We start from the raw sequence: 21,077 nt of genomic DNA on the forward strand, positions 1-21,077 counted from the left end.
CGATCCTTACCTGAACAGCGTTCACCTGAACGGTGTTCACTATAGTGGGGTCGTGACTCCTTCCGCACGCGGCCGTGGACACTCCGCCGACGACGTCGCGCGCACCGCGCTGCGGATCCTCGACGACGACGGCCTCGCCGACCTCACGATGCGCCGCCTCGCGATGCGGCTCGACGTCCAGCCGAGCGCGCTGTACTGGCACTTCCCGAACAAGCAGTCACTGCTCGCCGAGCTGTCCGACCGCATCGTCGGGCAGGCGGCATCCCTCCTGCGCGGATCCGGAGTCGTCGCCGAAGCCCGCGCGCTGCGCGACGCGCTGCTCGCCTACCGCGACGGCGCCGAGGTCGTGTCGAGCACGCTCGCGCTCGGGCTGGGCTCGTCCGCGGCGTTGGATCGGCTGACGGCCGCGGTCGCCGCCGAGGGCTTCGCGCCCGAGGTCGCCGCCCGCGCCGCCACGACGCTGCTGCATTTCGTCCTGGGGTTCGTCTGGCACGAGCAGCAGCGGCTCCAGTACGACAGCGTGGGGGTGGTGTCGCCCGGCACCGGGCACGTGCCCGAGGCGGACTTCGCCTTCGGCGTCGACCTCATCCACCGGGGCCTGCACGCCGCCGCGGGCGCGCGGCCTGCGTAGGCCGGGGCGGTCGGGCCCGGCCCCGCATGCCCGAGCGCCCACGATCGGGTCGAGCGCCCACGGCTAGGGCGACCGTAGCGTGAGCGCTCGACCGGATCGTGGGCACCCGGCGCGACCGGGCGGGATCAGCGCTGGCGCACGTCGCCGAACAGGCGCGCGACCGGGATCAGCAGGCGCGGACGGGCGGCGATCCACGCGGCGGCCATCACCAGTAGGGATGCCGCGAACAACAGCAGGCCGGTCGGGTCGGTGGCGAAGGCGTCGGGGTCGACCGAGCCGCGAGCGGCGTACATGTGGTCGAGGTTGCGCAGGGCACCCGTCGCAAGCACGAGGAACACGTGCACCGCGATGAACACGACGAAGAACAGCATCACCGGGAAGTGGATGCGACGCGCCCACTCCGCGGGAAAGAGCCGGTTCAGCCGCTCGGCGTCCTTCGGCCAGACCCCTGACAGCCGCACGCCGGTGACGATCGCGAGGGGCGCGGCGACGAACGTGATCGCGAAGTACGACAGCTGCTGGAGGCTGTTGTAGTTCACCCATCCGTTCTCGGTGGGCCAGTCGAGCGAGGCGTACTGGAGCGCCGCGGAGACCGCGTTCGGGAAGACGTCCCACGACGTCGGCACCACGCGCATCCACTGTCCCGTCACGAACAGCAGCGCGATGTAGATGACGCCGTTGGCGATCCAGAGCACGTCGATCGCCTGGTGGAACCACAGCGCGAGGCTGATACGGCGGCGCTTGTTGCCGCGCGGCGACCAGAAGGCATCCGGCCGCTTCTGGCGGCGGAACTGCAGCCCCGAACGGATCACAAGGAGCAGGAACAGGCTGTTGAGGAAGTGCTGCCACCCGAGCCAGGCCGGGATGCCGACGGGGGCGGCCGCGGGGAGTTCGTACGCCCCGGGGTAGTCGGCGACGAACTCTCGGACCGGTCCGAGCGAGATCAGCACCCGCGCGATCAGGACGAGGAAGACGGCGAGCACCAGCGCCGCGAAGCCCAGCAGGAGGACGGACCCGATCCATTGCACGGGCGTCAGCTCGCCGAAGACGCGCGACGGCCCGCGCTGGGGGGTGCGGGGTGTGGACGGCATCTACTTCTTCGGGCGGGAGCGAGCGCTGACTTCCCGACGATACCGAAAGCGACGGCCTCCCGACCGGGCGCGGTGTCCCCTTGGCCGCCGCGGCGCGCGGTGGTAGGCGGATCAGCGGTGCGTGAAGTTCGGCGACCGCTTCTCGCGGAACGCCGCCATCCCCTCCTTCTGATCGGCGGTGTCGAAGAGGGCGGCGAACGCCTGCCCCTCGAAGCGCAGCCCCTCGGCAAGGGTCGATTCCAACGCGACGTCGAGCGCCGCCTTCGCCGCGTAGAGCGCGGGGAGCGACTTCGCGGCGATCGTCTGCGCGACCTTGTCCGCCTCGTCCAGCAGCTCGGCGGCGGGCACGACCCGCGAGACGAGGCCCGCACGCTCGGCCTCGGCGGCGTCGATCATGCGCCCCGTCAGCACCATCTCGGCCGCCTTGTAGTACCCGATCGCCCGCACGAGTCGCTGCGTGCCGCCGAGCCCCGGGATGACACCGAGCTGGATCTCGGGCTGCCCGAACTTCGCACGATCGGATGCCAGGATGATGTCGCACATCATCGCCAGCTCGCACCCGCCGCCGAGGGCGTATCCCGACACCGCGGCGATCACGGGAGTCCGCACCGCGGCGAAGCGCCGCCAGGCCCCGAAGTGGTCAGTCAGGGTCATGTCGAGCCCCGACTTCGTCTCCATCTCCTTGATGTCGGCGCCGGCCGCGAACGCCTTCTCGGAACCGGTGACGACGATCGCCCCGATGTCGGGAGACTCGTCGAATGCCGTCGCCGCGGCGACCACCTCGACCATCGTGCGCGTGTTCAGGGCGTTCAGCGCCTCGGGGCGATCGAGCGTGATCCACCCCACCCGCCCGCGCTGCTCGACCCGGATCGTCTCGTACTCGACGGTGTGATCGGCCATGCCGCTCCCCTCGTGGTGTCCTCCCGGCATCGTCGCACGCCCCTCCGACATCGCCGAGGGGGTTCCGCTCACGCCCGGGACAGCCCGGTGTCAGCCAGGCGCGGGCCCGGACTGCCCGGCTCAGCCCGCCGCAACCCCGAACAGCGCCCCCACCGCGTACGTCGCACCCAGTGCGAGGGCGCCGCCGATGACGGTGCGCAGAATCGCGCGCACGCGACGCGCGCCGCCGATCCATGCGGCGAGGTATCCGGTCACGGCGAGCGCAACCAGCACCGCGACGAACGTCAGCGGTACCCGCACCTCGACGGGCGCGAGCAGGATCGTGAGCATCGGCAGGATCGCGCCGACCGTGAACGCCACCGCCGACGCGAGCGCCGCGGCCCACGGACTCACCACGTCCTCCGCGTCGATGTTGAGCTCAACCGCGAGGTGGGCTTTCAGGGCATCGGATGCCGTGAGCTCGGTCGCCACGCGCGTCGCGGTGTCACGGCTGAGCCCCTGCGCCTCGTACAGGCCGATGAGCTCGGTGAGTTCAGCATCCGGGTCCTCCGCGAGCTCGCGGCGCTCCTTCTGGATGAGCGCGTGCTCGCTGTCGCGCTGGCTGGATACCGAGACGTACTCGCCGAGGGCCATCGAGATCGCGCCGCCCACAAGGGCCGCGAGACCTGCGATCAACACCGGACCGACCTCGCTCGTCGCGCCCGCCACACCGACGACGACGGCGGCCGTCGACACGATGCCGTCGTTCGCGCCGAGGACTCCGGCGCGCAGCCAGTTCAGGCGCTGCGCGAGTCCTTGGCGGTGGGGTTCATCGGGGTGCGCTCCGGCGGGCGAATCGGTCACGCGATCAGGTTAGTCGCGTGGGGAATCGCCTCGATCCGATCGGTCACATCGCGGCATCCCGCCCGGTCTCTTCCCGTCCCGTTCACCGGATCGTCACCATCGGCCGACACAGTGGAGCGACCGGCGCCCCCGCACCGGTCGTTCCCCCTCATCCCCCGCACCCGAGGACACAGCCATGCCTTCGACGTTCCTTCGCCGTGCCGTCGCGTTCACCGCGACGACCGCGGCGGTGTGCGCGCTCGCCCTCTCGAGCGCGACGGCGGCTTCGGCCGCCATCGTTCCCACGCCCGTCTCCGACAGCGCGCCCGGCGCCGCGATCGGCCTGACGCCGGTCGGCTCCTACGACACGAACGTGTTCAATAAGTCCGCCGCCGAGATCGTGCAGGCGTACCGCGACCGCTTGTTCGTCGTGAACGCGCAGGCCGGCGCCGTGACGGTGCTCGACAACAGCGACCCGAAGAACCCGACGAAGCTGTTCGAGATCACCTCGGACGGCGTCGCCAACTCGGTCGCCGTGCGCGATGACGGCCTCGGGGTCGTGGCCTTCGAGGCCGCCGACAAGACCGCGCCCGGTCACCTCATGTTCTTCGACGCGAACAAGGACGACGCCGCGAGCGCGAAGCTCGGCGAGGTCACCGTCGGAGCTCTCCCCGACATGGTCACGTTCTCCAAGGACGGGACGTACGCCGTCGTCGCCAACGAGGGCGAGCCGGCCAAAGACTTCTCCACCGATCCCGAGGGTTCCGTGAGCGTCGTCACGCTGGCATCCACGCTCTCCGCTCCCGCGCAGACGGCCGTCAAGACCGCCGGCTTCGGCGCGTTCGAGCAGGGCGGATCGAAGACGCTCGACCCGAAGGTGCGCGTGTTCGGCCCCGACGTCGCCGCGCCCGACCAGGGCTCGAAGCCCCTGTCGGCGAACCGCGTCTCGCGCAACCTCGAGCCCGAGTACATCACCGTCGACGGCACCGTCGCCTACGTCGCGCTGCAGGAGGCCAACGCCATCGCGACGGTCGACCTGACGAAGGCCGAGGTCACCGGCATCCTCCCCCTCGGCTACAAGGACTGGGGCGCCGCGGGCAACGCGCTCGACACGAGCGACAAGGACGGCGGGATCAAAATCCGCAGCGTCGACGGTCTGAAGGGCCTGTACATGCCCGACGGCATCGCGTCGTACTCCGTGCCGGTTGCGGGCAAGGCCACGACCTACCTCGTCACCGCGAACGAGGGCGACGGCCGCGAGTGGGGCAGCTTCACGGACGAGGCCCGGATCAAGGATCTCGGCAAGAAGGACCTCGCCCCGATCTGCGCGACCTCGCCGCTGGCTGGACGCTCGGCGGATGCCGACCTCGGACGCCTCAAGGTCGTCACCGACCTCGGCAAGACCGCCGACGGCTGCTACAGCGAGCTCTACGCGTACGGCGGCCGTTCGTTCTCGATCTGGGACACCACGGGCGCGCTCGTCTTCGACTCCGGCGACGACTTCGAGCAGAAGCTCAAGGAGGTCGCCCCCGAGCTGTTCAACGTCTCGAACGACAACAACACCGTAGACGACCGCAGCGACGACAAGGGCCCCGAGCCCGAGGGCGTCGCGATCGGCGTCGTCGACGGCCGCACGTACGCCTTCATCGGCCTCGAGCGGGCGGGCGGCGTGATGGTCTACGACATCACCGACCCGAAGAACGCGACCTACGTCACATACGTGAACAACCGCGACGCCTCGGCGAACGTGGAGTCCGCCGCGGCGGGCGACCTCGGCCCCGAGGGCCTCACGTTCGTCTCGGCGCTGCGTTCACCCACGGGCGTTCCGCTGCTCATCACCGGCAACGAGGTCTCGGGCTCGACCACCGTCTTCGAGGTGCGTCCGACGCAGCCGAAGGCGCCCGACCTGCAGATCCTGACGATCAACGACTTCCACGGCCGTCTGCTGCAGGAGACCGGCGGAGTCGCGGGCGCGGGAGTGCTCGCCGGCGCGGTCGAGAAGTACCGTCAGCAGAACCCGAACACGCTGTTCGTCTCGGCCGGTGACAACATCGGCGCGAGCGCGTTCGAGTCGTTCATCGACCAGGACACCCCGACGATCAAGGCCCTGAAGGCCGCGACGCTCGACGTGAGCACGGTCGGCAACCACGAGTTCGATCGCGGCTTCGCCGACCTGACCGACCGCGTGATCCCGGCGTACGGCGGCAACACGGGCGACTTCAGCGACTTCGCGCTCGGCGCCAACGTGTACGAGAAGGGCACCAAGACCCCCGCCCTGAAGCCGTACACGATCAAGGACGTCAACGGCACGAAGGTCGCCTTCGTCGGCACCGTGACCGAGCAGACCGCCGGCATGGTCGACCCCTCGAAGATCACCGAGATCGAGTTCGGCGACCAGGTCGAGGCGGCCAACCGCGAGGCGAAGAACGCCCGCGCAGCCGGTGCCGACATCGTGATCCTCCTCGCCCACGAGGGCTCGGAAGGCACCGACTGCACGAAGATCGCCACCGAGTCGGGAGACTTCGGCGATCTCGTGCGCAACGCCTCGAGCGACGTGGATGCCATCGTCTCGGCGCACACGCACCAGAAGTACGCGTGCGAGATCGGCGGCCGCTCCGTCATCCAGACCGGTCAGTACGGCACGAACCTCGGCACGCTCGACATCGACCTCGACGACGCCGGCAAGCTCGTCTCGATCACGCCGGGTGTGCGTGCGCTGTACGACTCCACCGTTTCGCAGTGGATCGCCTACCCGCAGACTCAGGTCGCCAAGATCGTGGCGGATGCCAAGGCCACCGCCGACGTGAAGGGCCAGGTCGAGGTCGGCACGATCACGACCGACATCACGCGGGCGAAGAACGGCTCCGGCGGCGAAGACCGCGGCGCCTACTCGACGCTCGGCAACACCGTCGCCGACGTGTACCTGTGGGCCACGAGCGAGAACCCCTCCTTCAACGGCCAGGACGCGCAGATCGCCTTCATGAACCCCGGCGGACTGCGCGCCGATCTGCTGTACGGGACCGACAACGGCTCGATGTCGTACCGCGAGGTCGCGAACGTGCAGCCCTTCGGCAACACGCTCGTGACGCTCTCCCTCACGGGCGCGCAGCTGAAGTCGGTGCTGGAGGAGCAGTGGCAGCCCGCGGAGGCGTCGCGTCCGGTGCTCGCGCTCGGTGTCTCGAAGGGCTTCACGTTCGAGTACGACCCGACGGCGGCGAAGGGTTCGCGGATCGGCTCCATTGCCCTGAACGGCACGCCGATCATCCCGACCGCGTCGTACCGCGTTGTGACCAACTCGTTCCTCGCGGGGGGCGGCGACAACTTCGGCACCTTCGCGCAGGGCACCGGCAAGGCCGACTCGGGTCAGATCGACCTGCAGGCCACCGTGGACTACTTCGCCGCGAAGGGCACGGTCGCACCGTCGCCGCTCGGCCGCGCGTACCTGAAGGGCACGCAGCCGGTCGACGAGGGCACCGGCTCCACCCCCACCCCGACGCCCGACCCTTCGGCGTCGACGACGCCGACGCCGACGCCGACCCCGACGTCGACGTCAACGCCGGGCGCAACGGCCGGTCGGCCGGGTTCGCTGGCCACGACGGGCACCGAGCTGCCCTGGGGCCTCGCGCTCGGCGGTGCGTTCCTGGTGGTCGCCGGTGGTCTGGCCTTCGTCCTGCGCAAGCGCCGCACGGTCTGACCCTCGCCTCAGGAACGGCCCTCACCCTTCGGGATGGGGGCCGTTCCCCTTCGCGTGAGGGGTCAATTTTTGTCGCTTCGCGGCTCGCGAGGCGACAGAAATTGACCCCTCACGCAGCTAGAAGCGCCGGAGCAGCGCGGCCAGGGCCTGGCCGCCGCCGATGCACATCGTCACCACGGCGTACTCCAGGTCGCGGCGCTGCAGGTCGAGGGCGGCGCGGACCGTCAGGATCGCGCCGGTCGCTCCGACCGGATGCCCCAGCGCGATCGCGCCGCCGTACGGGTTGACCTTCTCGGGGTCGAGGCGCGCGTCGCGGATCACCGCCACCGCCTGCGCCGCGAACGCCTCGTTCAGCTCGATCACGTCGACGTCGGCGGGCGTGAGCCCGGTCTGCTCCCACAGCCGCTGCAGCGCCAGGACCGGGGCGTACCCCATGATCTCGGGGTCGACGCCCGCGGTCGTCACGGCTTCGAGGGTCGCGAGGCCGGTCAAGCCCCGCTCCCGTACGTCGTCCTCCCGCATGAGCACGGTCGCGGCCGCGCCGTCGTTGATCCCCGAGGAGTTGCCCGCCGTCACGGAGCCTTCCGCGGCGAACGCGGGCCGCAACCCGGCGAGCACCTCGAGCGTCGTGCCGGGGCGCGGGTGCTCGTCCGTCGCGACCTCGACCGGGCGCTTGCCGCCGGTCGTCACGGGCACGATCTCCTCCGCGAACGCCGCACGGCTGGCATCCAGGGCCGCCCTGCGCTGGCTCTCGACGGCGAAGGCGTCCTGCTCGGCTCGGGAGACGGAGTATCGGGATGCCACGGTCTCGGCGGTCGTGCCCATGTGCCGGCCGCTGAACGGGTCGGTGAGGATCGCGAGCGTGCCGTCGAGGAGCGTCCGGTCGCCGAGCCGCGCGTTGCCGCGCGCGCCGTACTCCAGGAACGGGGTGCGCGACATGCTCTCGTCGCCGCCCGCGACGACGATGTCGACGCCGCCCCAGCGCAGCTCCTGGGCGCCGGACCAGATCGCCTGCAACCCCGACCCGCACAGGCGGTTGACGGTGAAGGCGGGCACGCGGGTCGGCAGCCCTGCGGCGAGCGCGACGCGGCGGGCGTTGTAGGCGTCGGGTCCGTTCTGCGCGATGCAGCCCATGATCACTTCGCCCACGGCATCCTTCGGGACCCCCGCGCGCTCGAGGGCGGCCGACACCGCCGCCGCGCCGAGCTCGTGCGCGTCGACGCCGGAGAGGGCGCCGCCGAAGGAGCCGATCGGCGTCCGCGCCCCCGCGACGAGGACGATGCGGGGCGGGGCCGGGGAGACCGTCATGGTGATCCTCCAGGGGTGGAACGGAAGGCTAGAAACGGTACGCCGTGCGGCGTAGTGTCCGCCATATGGACGCGGTGATCCGCACGGTGGGGCTGCGCAAGTCCTACGGTCGTACGAACGCTCTCGACGGCCTCGACCTCGAGGTGGCGGCAGGGCAGATCCACGGCTTCCTCGGCCCGAACGGCGCCGGGAAGTCGACGACGATCCGCATCCTCCTGGGTCTGGCGCGGGCCACCGGCGGGACCGCAACGGTGTTCGGGGAAGACCCGTGGCGCGATGCGGCGCGCCTGCACCGACGCGTCGCCTACGTCCCGGGCGACGTGAACCTGTGGCCGGGGCTGTCGGGCGGCGAAGCCATCGACCTGCTCGCGCGCCTGCGCGGCGACGGACGTTCCGTGGCCTATCGCGACGAGCGGGCGCGACTCCTCGAGGCGTTCGACCTCGACCCCCGCAAGAAGGGCCGGTCGTACTCGAAGGGCAGTCGGCAGAAGGTGGCGCTCGTCGCCGCGTTCGCCGCGCCGGCCGATCTCTTCGTCCTCGACGAGCCCACGAGCGGACTCGACCCCCTCATGGAGGTCGTCTTCCAGCGCGAGGTGCGGCGAGCCCGTGACCGCGGAGCGACCGTGCTGCTGTCGAGCCACATCTTGTCCGAGGTCGAGCAGGTCTGCGACCGGGTCAGCATCATCCGCGCCGGCCGGGTCGTCGACGACGGCTCCCTCGACGACCTCCGGCACCTCACCCGCACCCAGGTCTCGTTCGCCGACGCGGGCGGCGACCTGCCGACCCTGCCCGGCGCGCACGAGGTGCAGCGACGCGACGGGCGCGTGCACCTCACCGTCGACACCGCCGAGGTGGCATCCCTCCTCCCCGCGCTCGGGGCGCTGGGAGTCCAGGCGCTGCGCGTCGAACCGGCGTCGCTCGAGGAGCTCTTCCTCCGCCATTACGGGTCGCAGCCGTGACCGGATTCTCGCTGCTCCTGCGGGCGCGATGGCGACGGGATGCCGTGCAGCTCACGATCTGGATCGCCGGTGCCCTGCTGCTCGCCGCATCGGCGGTGGTCGGGGTGCGCGGGACGTTCCCGGACGAGACCGACCGCGTCACGCTGCTGGCCACCGCGGTCGCGAACCCGGTGGTGCTGCTGTTCCGCGGCCTGCCGTCGGGGACGGACGAGGGCGCGTTCACGGCGTTCCTCATCCTGCCGTTCGTCGCGCTGCTCGCGGCGCTCATGAGCACGTTCCTCGCCGTGCGGCACACCCGCGGAGACGAGGATGCCGGCCGCGCCGAGCTCGTCGCCGCCACCCCGGCCGGCCGGGTCGTCCCGCTGGTGGCGACGGTGGTGCACGGCATCCTCGCGAACGTCGTCCTGGGGGTTCTCGTGACCCTCGCCTACCTCGCGATGGGGTTCGCCGGGGCGGGAAGCGTGCTCATGGGGGCCGCCTCGACGCTGACCGGCGTGGCGTTCCTCGGGGTGGGGCTCGTCGCGGCGCAGGTCGCGGCATCCGCGCGGACGGCGAACACGATCGGCGTGTGGGCCGTGCTGCTGAGCTACCTCGCGTGCGGCCTCGGCAACGCCCTCGGCACGCCCAACGCCGACCTGCAGCGGATGACGAGCGCGCCCCTGGCGTGGGTGTCGCCGTTCGGGTGGGCGGAGAACACCCGCCCGTACGACTCGAACGCGGCCGGGACGCTCGCGCCGTTCGCCGGGGTCATCGTCGTCGCGCTCGTCGCGGCCTTCGCCCTGTCGAGCGCCCGTGATGTCGGCGGTTCGCTGCTGCCCGCGCGCCGGGGACACGCGACGGCGAGCGTCGCACTGTCGGGACCGATCGGTCTGGTGTGGCGCGAAGCGCGGGGCTCGCTCCTCGGGTGGACCGTGGGCGGGGCGATCGTGGGCGTGATGTCGACGCGACTCGCGGCGGCGATCGCCGACATCGGCGACTCGATCGCGTCGGTGCAGGCGCTGCTGCAGGCGCTCGCATCGCAGGGATCGCTCGCGCAGGGCGCCATCGAGGTGTTCTTCACCCTGGCCGGGGTGCTCGCGGCGTGCGCCGGCATCCAGACGGTCACGCGCGCCCGGCAGGATGAGGCCGCGGGCCTCGCGGAGCCCGTGCGTGCGGCGGGCGTCGGACCGGTGCGGTGGGTCGCGGCGTACCTGGTCGTGGCGGTGGTCGCCGTCTTCGCGTGCCTCGCCGCGGCGACCGCGGGCGCGGCCCTCGGCCAGCTCGCGACCGACGCCTCGCAGACCGATCTGATCCGGGATGCCGCGGTGGCGGCGGCAGGCCAAGCGGTGGCGGCTCTGACGCTCGTCGTCGTCGCCGCGCTGGTCGTCGTGGTCGCTCCCCGGCTGTCGCTGCCGGTGGGCTGGGCGCTGGTGGGCGTCGCGACCGTTGTGGGGCTGTTCGGTCCCCTGCTCGGACTCTCGGATGCCGCGGTCGACGCGTCACCCTTCGCCGCCGCACCCCGCATCGACGGGGATGCCCTGGATGTCCGCGGCGGCGTCTGGCTGGCCGTCGCGGTGATCATCGGGGTGGCGCTGCTCGCGGCGGCCGCCCGGCGCCGCGAGCTCGCCCCGGAGCGGTGAGCGCCCTACCCCCAGGAATCGAGCGTCGGCGGGATGGATGCCAGCGTGGCCACGGCCGCATCACGATCGGCGCGGGCGAGGGTCAGCGCCGCCACCACGAGCGACGCGCACACGGCGGAGAGGGAGTCCACGGCATCCGGGGTCAGGTCGGGACGCCGGTCGGCGACGGCGGCGCGGATCGCGGCACGCATCTCGGCGGCGTACCCCGATACGAGCGCGCGGACCTCGGCGTCGTCCGACGCCAAGGGCGATGAGCCGGCGTTGAGCAGCAGGCAGCCGAGACGGGCACGCGGGGTGTCGGCCGCGATGGCGGCGCGCATGTCCTCGACATACGCCTCGAGCGCGCCGGGATCGCCGCCGCCGAGGGGCCGGAGCCGCGTGCGCACGACGTCGTCGAGGTACGCCCCGAGCACCGCGTCGAAGAGGCCGCGCTTGCTGCCGAAGGCGTTGTACAGGCTCGACCGCGTGAGTCCGGTCGCGTCCTCGAGCTCGGTGATCCCCGCCTCGGCGTACCCGCGCTGCCAGAACACGTCGCGCGCAGCGTCGACCACCGCGCGGCGGTCGAACGTCGGCATCCTGCCCATGGGTTTCCTTCTTCCCGATCCGGGTCTATATTAGACCGGTCGTTACAAAATAACCACCAAGGAGAGACATGCGCGCCATCGTGCACCCCCAGTTCGGCGAACCGACCGACGTCCTCGACGTCGAAGACGTCGAGACCCCCGAGCCCGGCCCCGGCCAGGTGCGGCTGCGCATCCTTCTGTCTCCGATCCACAACCACGACCTGTGGACGATCCGCGGCACCTACGGGTACAAGCCCGAGCTCCCCGCCCGCGCCGGAACCGAGGCCGTCGGCATCGTCGACGCGCTCGGCGAGGGCGTCGAGGGACTCGAGATCGGCCAGCGCGTCGCCACGGGCGGGACGTTCGGCGTCTGGGCCGAGTACGTCGTCGCCCCCGCCGCCGGCCTCATCCCCGTCGCCGACGCTCTGCCCGACGAGATGGCCGCGCAGCTCGTCTCGATGCCGTTCAGCGCGATCAGCCTGCTGCACTCGCTCGACCTGAAGGCCGGCGACTGGCTCGTGCAGAACACCGCCAACGGTGCGGTGGGGCGCATGGTCGCGCAGATCGCGAAGGCTCGTGGCATCCATGTCCTGGGTCTGGTGCGCCGCGCGAGCGCCGTCGACGAACTCGCGCAGCAGGGCATCACGAACGTCGTGTCGACCGACGCGGACGACTGGCGCGACAAGGCCCTCGCGATCATCGACGGCGGACGCGTCGTCGCCGGCGTCGACTCGGTCGGCGGATCGGCGGCGAACGACGTGCTGTCGCTGCTGTCCGAGAACGGCACGCTCGTGATCTTCGGGTCGATGGGCGAGAGCACGCTCGAGCTTTCCGCGGGCGACATCATCTTCCGCCAGGCGACCGTGAAGGGCTTCTGGGGCAGCGTCGTCAGCAAGACGATGGATGCCGAGACCCGCGGCGCCCTCTTCGGTGAGCTGTCGCGCTACCTCGCCGACGGCACCATGACCCTCCCGGTCGCGGCGACGTTCGCGCTCGAGGACGTCCGCGACGCCGCCGCCGCGAGCTTCTCGCCGCGCGTCGGCAAGGTGCTGCTGCGCCCGTAAGCCCCGGGGCCCCGCGCCCCTCGCTCGAGTGTCCAGGACACGCCGTTGCGGCCCGCTCGCACACGGCGTGTCTTGGACACTCGGCGTTTGGGCGGGCGTGCGGGGTGGGTGGCGAGCGCGGGGCGTGCGGCGCCGGCGGCGAGTTCGGTGTCCAAGACACGCGGACGGCGGCGCGTGGCATCCGCGTGTCTTGGACACTCAACGGGGGAGACGGACGGCACCGATGTTCAGTGTCCAGGACACGCCGTTGCGCCCCACCCGCACACGGCGCGTCTTGGCCACTCGACGGGGCGCCACGGCGCGAAACCTCAGGCGAGCAGGCGCTCCAGCGCGTCGAGCGCGGGGCGCTGACCCTTCACGAGCGCCTCGCGGGCGGCATCCAGGTCCCTCCACTCGGCCCGGTCGACCTCGGGGAACGACGCCGTGCGGCCCGACCGCGGCGGCCACTCCATCTCGAACTCGCCGAACGAGAACCCGGATGCCTCGAACCCGGTGCCGTCGAGGGCGAAGACGACGAGCTTCTTGCTCGACGCCGCGGCGAGCGTCCCGAGCTCGACCCACTCCCCCGCGGGGGGTTCGAGGCCGAGTTCCTCGACGAACTCGCGGTGCGCGGCATCCCGGGGCTCCTCGATCGCGGGGTCGAACTCGCCCTTCGGGATCGACCACGCGCCGGCGTCCTTGCGTGCCCAAAAGGGACCGCCCATGTGCGCGATGAGGACCTCGAGCGCGGGATGCCGCCGATACAGCAGCAGTCCCGCACTCCAGGCGACCATCAGACGCCCGCCGGGACGCGCGCGGCTTCGTCGGCGATCACGTCCGCGCGCTTGCGGAACGTGCGGGCCGTGACCCGGTCGAGGGCGATCTGTCCGCGCATGCGCTCGGCCTTCTCGTACAGCGACGGACCGCCGAACCCGGTGAGCACCTTCACGAGCACCGGCAGCAGCTCGATCATGAAGAACAGCGCGGCGATGAGCCAGTGCGCCCACCGGAGCGTCGGCTCGCGCTCCGACAGCCGCTCGAGCGCCGAGATTTGACTGAGCAGGCCCACGGCGCCGGCGTTGCCGTTCGCCACCGACGCGGCGCGATCGTTGTAGGCCGTCAGGGCCGACTCGTACTGCGCGCGGGCCGCGGGGAGCTGATCCTGCGCCTGCTGCTTGTTCTGGTCGGCGGATGCGGCTGCGGCCTCGGCACCGGCCGAGTTCGCCGTGGCCAGCGACGACTGCGCCTGCTGCAGCTGCGCCGCCAGCGCGTCGTACGACGACTGCGCCTGCGCGAGCTGCGCCTTCGCGGCCTCGGAGCTGGCGCCGTCACCGGCGACGCCGGTGCACCCGGGCACCTGCCCCGCGCCCTGCCCGGTCAGCTCGCACTGGTACACCGCACGCGCCTGGTCGATCACGGTCTGCTGCGCGGCGAGCTGCTGCGTCAGCTGATCGACGGTCTGCTGTGCGGCGGCGGCCTCGGCCGACGTCGAGGACGTTCCGGCGACGATTCCGGTCGCGGCCTGGTTCTCGAGCGCCGCGACCTGGGCGCTCGCGGCATCCAGGGCCTGCTTCTCGGGGCCGTTCGTCACGGCATCCTGATCGCTCAGCGCCTGGGTCACGTTGGTCGAGTTGACCTCGCGGACGATGTCGTTCTGGAACACCTGCAGCACCAGCGGCTCGGCGACCACGATGCCGATGAGCGCCGCCATGACCACGCGCGGGAACGCCAGGCCGAGCAGCCGGAAGACGTTCTTCGTCGACCGCATGGTCGAGGTGAGGAAGCGGTCGAGGTTGAAGATGATGAGGCCCCACACCAGCGCGAGCGGGATCGCGAGGAAGATGCTGATCCGCACGCCCGTGAGCAGCGCGAACATCATCGACAACGACGAGACGAGCGCGGTCCCGGCGAGCACGAGGAACATCTGCACGAAGCGCGGAACCTCTTCGGGCACCTCGTCGAGCACGTCGTTGTCGGCGCCGCCGAGGACCGCCATGCGGCGCACGAGCGACAGGCTGGGGCGGCGGGGATCGGCGCGACGCAGACGCGGCGGACGGGGGTCGGATGCCACGGGCGCGGGGAACGGCGCGGCCTCGGGCAGCACGGGCTCGGGCGCCGCGGCCTCAGCGGCGACGGGCTCGGACTCGGCCGCGGCGGGCGCGGGCGCGGCCTCAGCGGGCTCGGCGGGCTCGGGCTCTGCGGCAGCGGGCTCGACGGGCGCGGGCTCCGCAACGGGCGCGGGCGCGGCCTCAGCGGCGGCGGGCTCCGCAACGGGCGCCCGCGCGGCCACGAACGGCTCGGGCTCGGGCCACTCGAACGGACCGGTGTCGTCGTCGCCGGCGGGCGGCGCGCCCCAGGGCTCGGTGGGGTCGTCGAGGGTCACGGCGTCGGCCGACGCGTCGGCGTCGTCACGCTGCTGGGCGAGGATGTCGTCGAGGTACTGGGGCTCGCGGTCATCGTCCGTCGTGAACTCGATACGGCCGTCGGAGCCGAAGCGACCGGGCCGGTGAGCGGAAAAGGACATTCGCACAGGGTACGACGCCCGTCCTGCTCTCTCCTGAGCGGGGCCTGAGGCACCCCCCAGTCCCCGCTCAGGTGCGGATCAGACCAGGCGGCTCTTCGGCGAGACCTCGTACGTGTTCTCGGGGTCGGAGAACACGGCGTCACCGAGGGCCGTGTCGATCGCCGCGAGGGTGTCGGCGTCGAGCGTGACGCCCGAGGCCTTCACCGTGTCGGCGAGCTGCTCGGGACGCGAGGCGCCCACGAGAGCGGCCGCGACGTTGGGGTTCTGCAGGACCCAGGCGATCGCGAGCTGCGGCATGCTGAGCCCGGCCTCGTCGGCGATCGGCTTGAGGCGCTGCACGGCCTCGAGTACGTCGTCACGGAGGAACCTCTTGATGAAGTTGGCGCCGCTCTTCTCGTCGGTCGCGCGCGAGCCGTCGGGCACGGGCTGACCGGGCAGGTACTTGCCGCTCAGCACGCCCTGCGCCATCGGCGACCAGACGATCTGCGAGATGCCGAGCTCTTCGCTCGTCGGCACGACCTTGCCCTCGATGACGCGCCACAGCATCGAGTACTGCGGCTGGTTCGAGATGAGCTGGATGCCGAGCTGCTTCGCCAGCGCGTGTCCTTCGCGCAGCTGCTCGGCGGTCCACTCGGACACACCGATGTAGAGCGCCTTGCCCTGACGCACGATGTCGGCGAAGGCTTGGAACGTCTCTTCCAGCGGGGTCTCGTAGTCGAAGCGGTGCGCCTGGTAGAGGTCGACGTAGTCGGTGCCGAGACGCGTCAGGGAGCCGTTGATCGAGTCCATGATGTGCTTGCGGCTGAGACCGGTGTCGTTGGGGCCCATGGGACCGGTGGGGAAGTACACCTTCGTGAAGATCTCGAGCGACTCGCGCCGGTGACCCTCGAGGGCCTTGCCGAGGACAACCTCCGCCGCCGTGTTGGCGTACATGTCGGCCGTGTCGAACGTCGTGATGCCCGCGTCGAGCGCGGCGTGCACGGTCTGGATCGCGGCGTCGTCTCCGACCTGCGAGCCGTGCGTCACCCAGTTGCCGAGGGTGATCTCCGAAATCTTGAATCCACTGTTGCCGAGGTAGCGATAACCGACCATGGGTCAACGCTATCGGCGGCATCCGACATCGAGGGCCGCCATTGGGGCGGATCCGTTGCCCTTCACCGATCAAACCCATATGATGGCTGACGCCTGACGGCGTATGGATCGCGCGGGCAGTTGCACAAAGGAGTCAACCCATGAACGCGAGCGACGCCCTCCGCCCCTTCCCCGCCGACCGGACGGTCCCCGCAGCCGAGGTGCGCGACCTCTCCGCCGGACTCGGCTCACGTCTCGTCGTGCTCGACGACGACCCGACCGGAACGCAGTCCGTCGCCGACCTCCCCGTCCTGACGGGCTGGGACACCGCCGATTTCGCCGGCGTCTTCGCCACCGACGCCCCGGCCGTGTACGTCCTCACCAACGCCCGCAGCCTCGGCGAGGACGATGCCCGCACGCGTAACCACGAGGTCGCCCGCAATGCCCTGACCGCCGCTCGCGCCGCCGGCGTCGATGTCGAGTTCGTCAGTCGCGGCGACTCCACACTGCGCGGCCACTTCCCGCTCGAGACCGACGCCCTCGCCGACACGATCGCGGAGTCCGGCGGCGGCTCGATCGACGGCGTGGTGATCGTCCCGGCGTTCCCGGATGCCGGTCGCGTCACCGTCGGCGGCATCCATTACATGCGCGAGGGCGACGAGCTGCGCCCCGTCGGCGAGACCGAGTTCGCTCGCGACGCGACCTTCGGCTACCGCTCGTCGGACCTCGCCGCCTGGGTAGAGGAGAAGTCACTCGGCCGCCACCGCGCCGAAGACGTCATCGTGCTCGACCTGGCCGTCATCCGTTCCGGCACTGCGGCCATCGCGGACGCGATCCAGGATGCCGCCCACCGCACGCCCATCGTGTGCGACGCCGTGACCGAGGACGACCTGCGCCTGCTGTCGCTCGGAGTCATTGAGGCGCGGCGACGCGGCAAGGCCCTGATCCATCGCGTCGGGCCCCCGTTCGTTCGCGCACGCATCGGCGCGGAGCGCCGCTCACCACTCACCACCGAGGAGATCTTCCCCGACGGCGGCGCTCCGCGCGGCGGACTCATCGTCGTCGGCTCCCACGTCGCCGTCACGACGCGCCAGCTCCAGCGCCTGCGCGCGGTGAACGGCGACATCACCGACATCGAGATCGACGTCGCCCGCGTCCTCGCGACCGACACGGCATCCGTCTACCTCGCCGAGGTCGTCGACGCGACCGTCGCGGCGCTCGAGACGGGCGACGTCGTGGTCAGCACGACTCGCACCGTCACGACCGCGACGAGCGCCGACGCGAGCCTCGCGATCGCCCGCACGGTCTCGGCCGCGGTCGTCGATCTGGTCCGCGGGGTCGTCGCGCGCACACACCCCCGCTTCGTCGTCGCGAAGGGCGGCATCACCTCCAGCGACGTCGCCGCCCACGGTCTGTCGATGCGGCGCGCGACGGTCCGGGGCCCGATGCTCCCCGGGATCATCTCGCTGTGGGAGCCCGCCGACGGCCCGGCGCTCGGCATCCCCTACGTCGTGTTCGCGGGCAACGTCGGCGACGACGACGCCCTCGCCCACGTCGTCTCGACCCTGACCCGTTCCGCGGTCGCCGCCGCGAACTGACCCACCCCGCACCACGAGCGAAGGAGCTTTCATGACCACCGACTACACCGTCGCCGTCCTCGGGCTGGGGGCCATGGGCCTGCCCATGGCCTCGCGTCTGGCCACCGGACTCACCGTCCACGGATTCGACATCGCGCCCGCGCGTCTGGACCTCGCGCGGGAGCGCGGCGTGAAGCCATTCCCGTCCGCGCGGGAGGCGGTCGCCGACGCGGATGCCGTGCTCCTGGCCGTCCGCGACCAGTACCAACTCGACGACGTGCTGTTCGGCGATGCGGGCATCGCCCCGGCCCTGCGCGCGGGCTCGGTCGTGATCCTCACGAGCACCGTCGGCACCGCGGGCGTCCGTCCCGTGGCCGAACGCCTCGCCGCGAGCGGCATCGACCTGGTCGACGCGCCGCTGTCCGGCGGGCCGGCCCGCGCCGGCGAGGGTGACCTGCTCATCGTGGTGGGCGCCGCGCCGGCCGCACGCGAGAAGGCCGCGCCCGTGCTGGAGCTGCTGGCATCCACTCTCACCGTCGTCGGCGACAACGCCGGGGACGGACAAGCCCTCAAGACCGTGAACCAGCTGCTCTGCGGCGTGCACATCGCCGCGGCCGGCGAGGCGCTCGCCCTCGCGGACGCCCTCGGCCTCGACCCCGCCAAGACCCTCGATGCGCTCATGGGCGGCGCGGCCGCGTCGTTCATGCTCGGGAACCGCGGCCCGCGGATGCTGCAGGCCTACGACGACGAGGGAGCCGAGGTGCTGAGCGCCCTCGACATCTTCGTGAAGGACATGGGCATCGTCGGCGACGCCGCTCGGCGCCTCGGCCTCCCGACGCCGGTCGCCGCCGCCGCCGAGCAGCTCTACCTCTCCGGCAGAGCGCAGGGTCTCGGCTCGCGGGACGACTCCAGCGTCATCCGCGCCGTGGCGCCCGAGCGACGCCACCCCTGACTCCCCCACATCACTCGAATCGAAGGAGATCCGACATGCTGCTCGTTCCCATGGCCGACACCCCTCCCATCGCCCCGGCGGTGGAGCTGGGCACCGGTCCTCTTCTCGGCATCGCGGCAGCGGGCATCGCGCTGCTGCTGGTGCTCATCATCCTGTTCAAGGTCCACGCGTTCGTCGCGCTCCTCATCACGAGCATCGCGGTGGCCCTCTCGGCCCAGATCCCGGCCGGTGACGTGTTCACCCTCGTGGCCAACGGCGTCGGCTCGACGATGGGCAAAGTCCTCATCATCATCGCCCTCGGCGCGATCCTCGGGCGGCTCATCGAGGTGTCGGGCGGCGTGCAGAACCTGGCGGAGCGATTCACCGACCGACTCGGGCCCCGCCGGGTGGCCGTCGCACTCACGATCGTGGCGTTCGTCGTCGCGATCCCGGTGTTCTTCGAAGTCGGCGTGATCGTGCTCGTTCCGATCCTCTACGCCTTCAGCAAGATCGCGGGCGTGCGACCGATCGTGTTCGGCCTCCCGATGTTCGGCCTGATGCTGGCCGTCCACGTCTCGGTGCCCCCGCACCCGGGCATCGTGGCCGGCGCCGGCGTCTTCGGGGCCGACCTCGGGCTCATCACGGCGATCGCGCTGCCCATCTGCGCCGTCCTGGGCCTGCTGTGCTTCTGGGTCGCCCGCATCATGAACCGCACCGAGTACGCGCTCGCCCCGCGCGTCGCCGAGCAGATGGCCGAGTTCGGCCAGACGTCCACGGTCATCGAGTCGCGTCGCGCGGACGGCACGGTCCTCGCGCCGCCGCGCCCGCTGACGGTGGTCGCGCTCATCGCACTGCCGATCGTGCAGATCCTCGTCGGCACGGTGCTCTCTCTGAGCCTCCCTACGGGTTCGGCCGCGCGCGGTGTGGCGACCTTCGTCGGAACCCCCGCGTTCGCCCTGCTCGTGGCGGTGATCGTGGCGTTCTTCGTGCTGCCGGTCCGCCGGCGCTGGGGTCTGGCCCGCACGAACGAGGTCTTCGAGAGTTCAATGCCCCCGATCGCGTCGATCCTCCTCGTCGTCGCCGGCGGTGGCGTGTTCGGGGCGGTGCTCCAGGCATCCGGGATCGGCGCGGCCCTCTCGGTCACCCTCGAAGGTCTCGGCGTTCCCCTGCTGGGCGCGGCATTCCTCATCACGCTCGCGCTGCGCGCGGCTCAGGGATCGGCGACCGTCGCGATCGTCACGACCGCGAGCCTGCTCTCCGCGGGGGTCGCGGCCGCCGGATACAGTCCCCTGCAGATCGCGGCGATCTCGGTCGCGGTCGGCTTCGGGTCGCTCGGTCTGTCGATGGTCACGGATGCCGGGTTCTGGATCGTCACGCGCTACCTCGGCCTCAGCGTCGCCGACGGCCTGCGGACCTGGACCGTGCTCACCACGATCCTCGGAATCGCCGGGTTCCTCCTCACTTGGGCGGTGTTCGCCCTGGCGGGCTGACGCCCGCGAAACGCCCCGGGCGGAGCGCGATTCACGCCCGGGGCACATCTCACCGCCGGGTCGGGGACGGACGTCCCCGGCCCGGCGATTAGGTTGGGAGCCGGAGAGGGGATGCCATGGCCCGACGTTCACGTGTCGAGGAGGTCGTCGACGGGATCTTCGACGACATCGTCGCCCGACGCCTCGTCGCCGACCAGGCCCTCCCCAGCGAACCCGAACTCGGGGATCGTTTCGACGTCAGCCGCGTGACCGTCCGCGAGGCCGTGAAGACTCTGCAGGCCCGCGGCGTCGTGCGGGTCGAAAGCGGACGCGGATCGTTCGTCGAACCGGTGTCGCGGTGGACGTCGCTCTCGGCGGTGCTGGCGGCCACGGCCGCGGTCGACGACGCGAGCGCCGCGGAGCAGCTCATCGAGTTGCGGCGCCTGTTCGAGACCGGTGCGGCGGCCCTCGCCGCGGAGCGCGCGCAGCCGGAGGAGCTGAACGCCATCGCCGCCGAGCTCGCCGCGATGCGCCACGCCCACGAGATCGACGATCTGGCGGCGTTCGTGGCTGCCGACCTGGCGTTCCACGACCGCATCCTCGCGGCATCCCGCAATCCGTTCCTGACGGTGATGTTCGCGCCGCTCACCGAGGTGCTTTCGGAGCGGCGGGCGCAGACCTCGCGAGTGCGCGTCATCCAAGCGCACGCCATCACCGAGCACGAGCACGTTCTCGCGGCGCTGCGCAGCGGCGACGGCGAGGCCGCGCGCCTCGCGATGGACGGGCACATGCAGCAGACCCTCGACGATCTCCGCACGCACGTGCTGCACGCCGGGGCCGCCTGAACCGACCACTGCGGGAGCCTGTGACGGTGC

Annotated in this window: 17 protein-coding genes; 9 read left to right on the forward strand and 8 right to left on the reverse strand. The window is 71.5% G+C overall.

Annotated features, from left to right (window positions below):
* Positions 1-52: 52 nt before the first annotated feature.
* Positions 53-631 (forward strand): TetR/AcrR family transcriptional regulator C-terminal domain-containing protein, encoded by a 579-nt coding sequence (locus tag AVW09_RS13025; RefSeq protein WP_082822979.1) that lies wholly within the window; start codon positions 53-55, stop codon positions 629-631.
* A 125-nt stretch (positions 632-756) separates the two neighbouring features.
* Here AVW09_RS13025 and AVW09_RS13030 read toward each other — a convergent pair whose 3' ends face one another.
* The 3 genes from AVW09_RS13030 to AVW09_RS13040 all read right to left on the reverse strand — a co-directional run bounded on the left by AVW09_RS13030 (position 757) and on the right by AVW09_RS13040 (position 3,465).
* Positions 757-1,722, reverse strand: a complete 966-nt coding sequence (locus AVW09_RS13030) for a cytochrome b/b6 domain-containing protein (RefSeq protein ID WP_063258474.1) — start codon at positions 1,720-1,722, stop codon at positions 757-759.
* A 111-nt stretch (positions 1,723-1,833) separates the two neighbouring features.
* On the reverse strand, positions 1,834-2,622 hold the full coding sequence (locus tag AVW09_RS13035) for an enoyl-CoA hydratase-related protein (RefSeq protein WP_063258475.1): 789 nt from the start codon (positions 2,620-2,622) through the stop codon (positions 1,834-1,836).
* Between the two features lie 120 nt (positions 2,623-2,742).
* Positions 2,743-3,465 (reverse strand): VIT1/CCC1 transporter family protein, encoded by a 723-nt coding sequence (locus AVW09_RS13040; RefSeq protein ID WP_063258476.1) that lies wholly within the window; start codon positions 3,463-3,465, stop codon positions 2,743-2,745.
* A gap of 175 nt (positions 3,466-3,640) precedes the next feature.
* Here AVW09_RS13040 and AVW09_RS13045 point away from each other — a divergent pair, with 175 nt between their 5' ends.
* On the forward strand, positions 3,641-7,138 hold the full coding sequence (locus tag AVW09_RS13045) for a choice-of-anchor I family protein (protein WP_063258477.1): 3,498 nt from the start codon (positions 3,641-3,643) through the stop codon (positions 7,136-7,138).
* A gap of 117 nt (positions 7,139-7,255) precedes the next feature.
* On the opposite strand, the gene AVW09_RS13050 is transcribed toward AVW09_RS13045, so the two are convergent.
* Complete coding sequence (locus AVW09_RS13050; protein WP_063258478.1) at positions 7,256-8,446, reverse strand: thiolase family protein; 1,191 nt, start codon at positions 8,444-8,446, stop codon at positions 7,256-7,258.
* A gap of 65 nt (positions 8,447-8,511) precedes the next feature.
* Between AVW09_RS13050 and AVW09_RS13055 the strand changes: the two genes are divergently transcribed.
* Both AVW09_RS13055 and AVW09_RS13060 read left to right on the forward strand, forming a co-directional pair.
* On the forward strand, positions 8,512-9,405 hold the full coding sequence (locus tag AVW09_RS13055) for an ABC transporter ATP-binding protein (protein ID WP_197462638.1): 894 nt from the start codon (positions 8,512-8,514) through the stop codon (positions 9,403-9,405).
* Complete coding sequence (locus AVW09_RS13060; RefSeq protein ID WP_063258479.1) at positions 9,402-11,024, forward strand: ABC transporter permease; 1,623 nt, start codon at positions 9,402-9,404, stop codon at positions 11,022-11,024. The genes AVW09_RS13055 and AVW09_RS13060 overlap by 4 nt, the downstream gene beginning before the upstream one ends.
* A gap of 5 nt (positions 11,025-11,029) precedes the next feature.
* On the opposite strand, the gene AVW09_RS13065 is transcribed toward AVW09_RS13060, so the two are convergent.
* Positions 11,030-11,608 (reverse strand): TetR/AcrR family transcriptional regulator, encoded by a 579-nt coding sequence (locus AVW09_RS13065; protein WP_022879308.1) that lies wholly within the window; start codon positions 11,606-11,608, stop codon positions 11,030-11,032.
* Between the two features lie 68 nt (positions 11,609-11,676).
* On the opposite strand from AVW09_RS13065, the gene AVW09_RS13070 reads away from it, so the two are divergent.
* Positions 11,677-12,651 (forward strand): zinc-binding dehydrogenase, encoded by a 975-nt coding sequence (locus AVW09_RS13070; protein ID WP_063258480.1) that lies wholly within the window; start codon positions 11,677-11,679, stop codon positions 12,649-12,651.
* 308 nt (positions 12,652-12,959) lie between these two features.
* Here the strand turns inward: AVW09_RS13070 and AVW09_RS13075 are convergent, their stop codons facing one another.
* The 3 genes from AVW09_RS13075 to AVW09_RS13085 form a co-directional block, all read right to left on the reverse strand.
* Positions 12,960-13,424 (reverse strand): NUDIX domain-containing protein, encoded by a 465-nt coding sequence (locus AVW09_RS13075; protein ID WP_063258481.1) that lies wholly within the window; start codon positions 13,422-13,424, stop codon positions 12,960-12,962.
* Positions 13,424-15,154 carry a DUF4407 domain-containing protein gene (locus AVW09_RS13080; RefSeq protein ID WP_063258482.1) on the reverse strand — a complete coding sequence of 577 codons (1,731 nt, stop codon included), beginning with the start codon at positions 15,152-15,154 and terminating at the stop codon, positions 13,424-13,426. The genes AVW09_RS13075 and AVW09_RS13080 overlap by 1 nt, the downstream gene beginning before the upstream one ends.
* A 78-nt stretch (positions 15,155-15,232) precedes the next feature.
* Positions 15,233-16,246, reverse strand: coding sequence for an aldo/keto reductase family protein (locus tag AVW09_RS13085; RefSeq protein WP_063258483.1), 1,014 nt, complete (start codon positions 16,244-16,246; stop codon positions 15,233-15,235).
* Between the two features lie 140 nt (positions 16,247-16,386).
* Between AVW09_RS13085 and AVW09_RS13090 the strand changes: the two genes are divergently transcribed.
* The 4 genes from AVW09_RS13090 to AVW09_RS13105 all read left to right on the forward strand — a co-directional run bounded on the left by AVW09_RS13090 (position 16,387) and on the right by AVW09_RS13105 (position 21,047).
* Entirely contained in the window at positions 16,387-17,823 is a 1,437-nt protein-coding gene (locus AVW09_RS13090; RefSeq protein WP_063258484.1) for a four-carbon acid sugar kinase family protein, read from the forward strand.
* Positions 17,824-17,854: 31 nt separating this feature from the next.
* On the forward strand, positions 17,855-18,754 hold the full coding sequence (locus AVW09_RS13095; protein ID WP_063258485.1) for an NAD(P)-dependent oxidoreductase: 900 nt from the start codon (positions 17,855-17,857) through the stop codon (positions 18,752-18,754).
* A gap of 35 nt (positions 18,755-18,789) precedes the next feature.
* Positions 18,790-20,223 (forward strand): GntP family transporter, encoded by a 1,434-nt coding sequence (locus tag AVW09_RS13100; RefSeq protein WP_082822980.1) that lies wholly within the window; start codon positions 18,790-18,792, stop codon positions 20,221-20,223.
* Positions 20,224-20,339: 116 nt separating this feature from the next.
* Positions 20,340-21,047 (forward strand): FadR/GntR family transcriptional regulator, encoded by a 708-nt coding sequence (locus AVW09_RS13105; RefSeq protein ID WP_063258486.1) that lies wholly within the window; start codon positions 20,340-20,342, stop codon positions 21,045-21,047.
* Positions 21,048-21,077: the final 30 nt, after the last annotated feature.

Source organism: Microbacterium sp. T32 (assembly GCF_001619615.1).
In the GTDB taxonomy this organism is placed as follows: Bacteria; Actinomycetota; Actinomycetes; order Actinomycetales; family Microbacteriaceae; genus Microbacterium.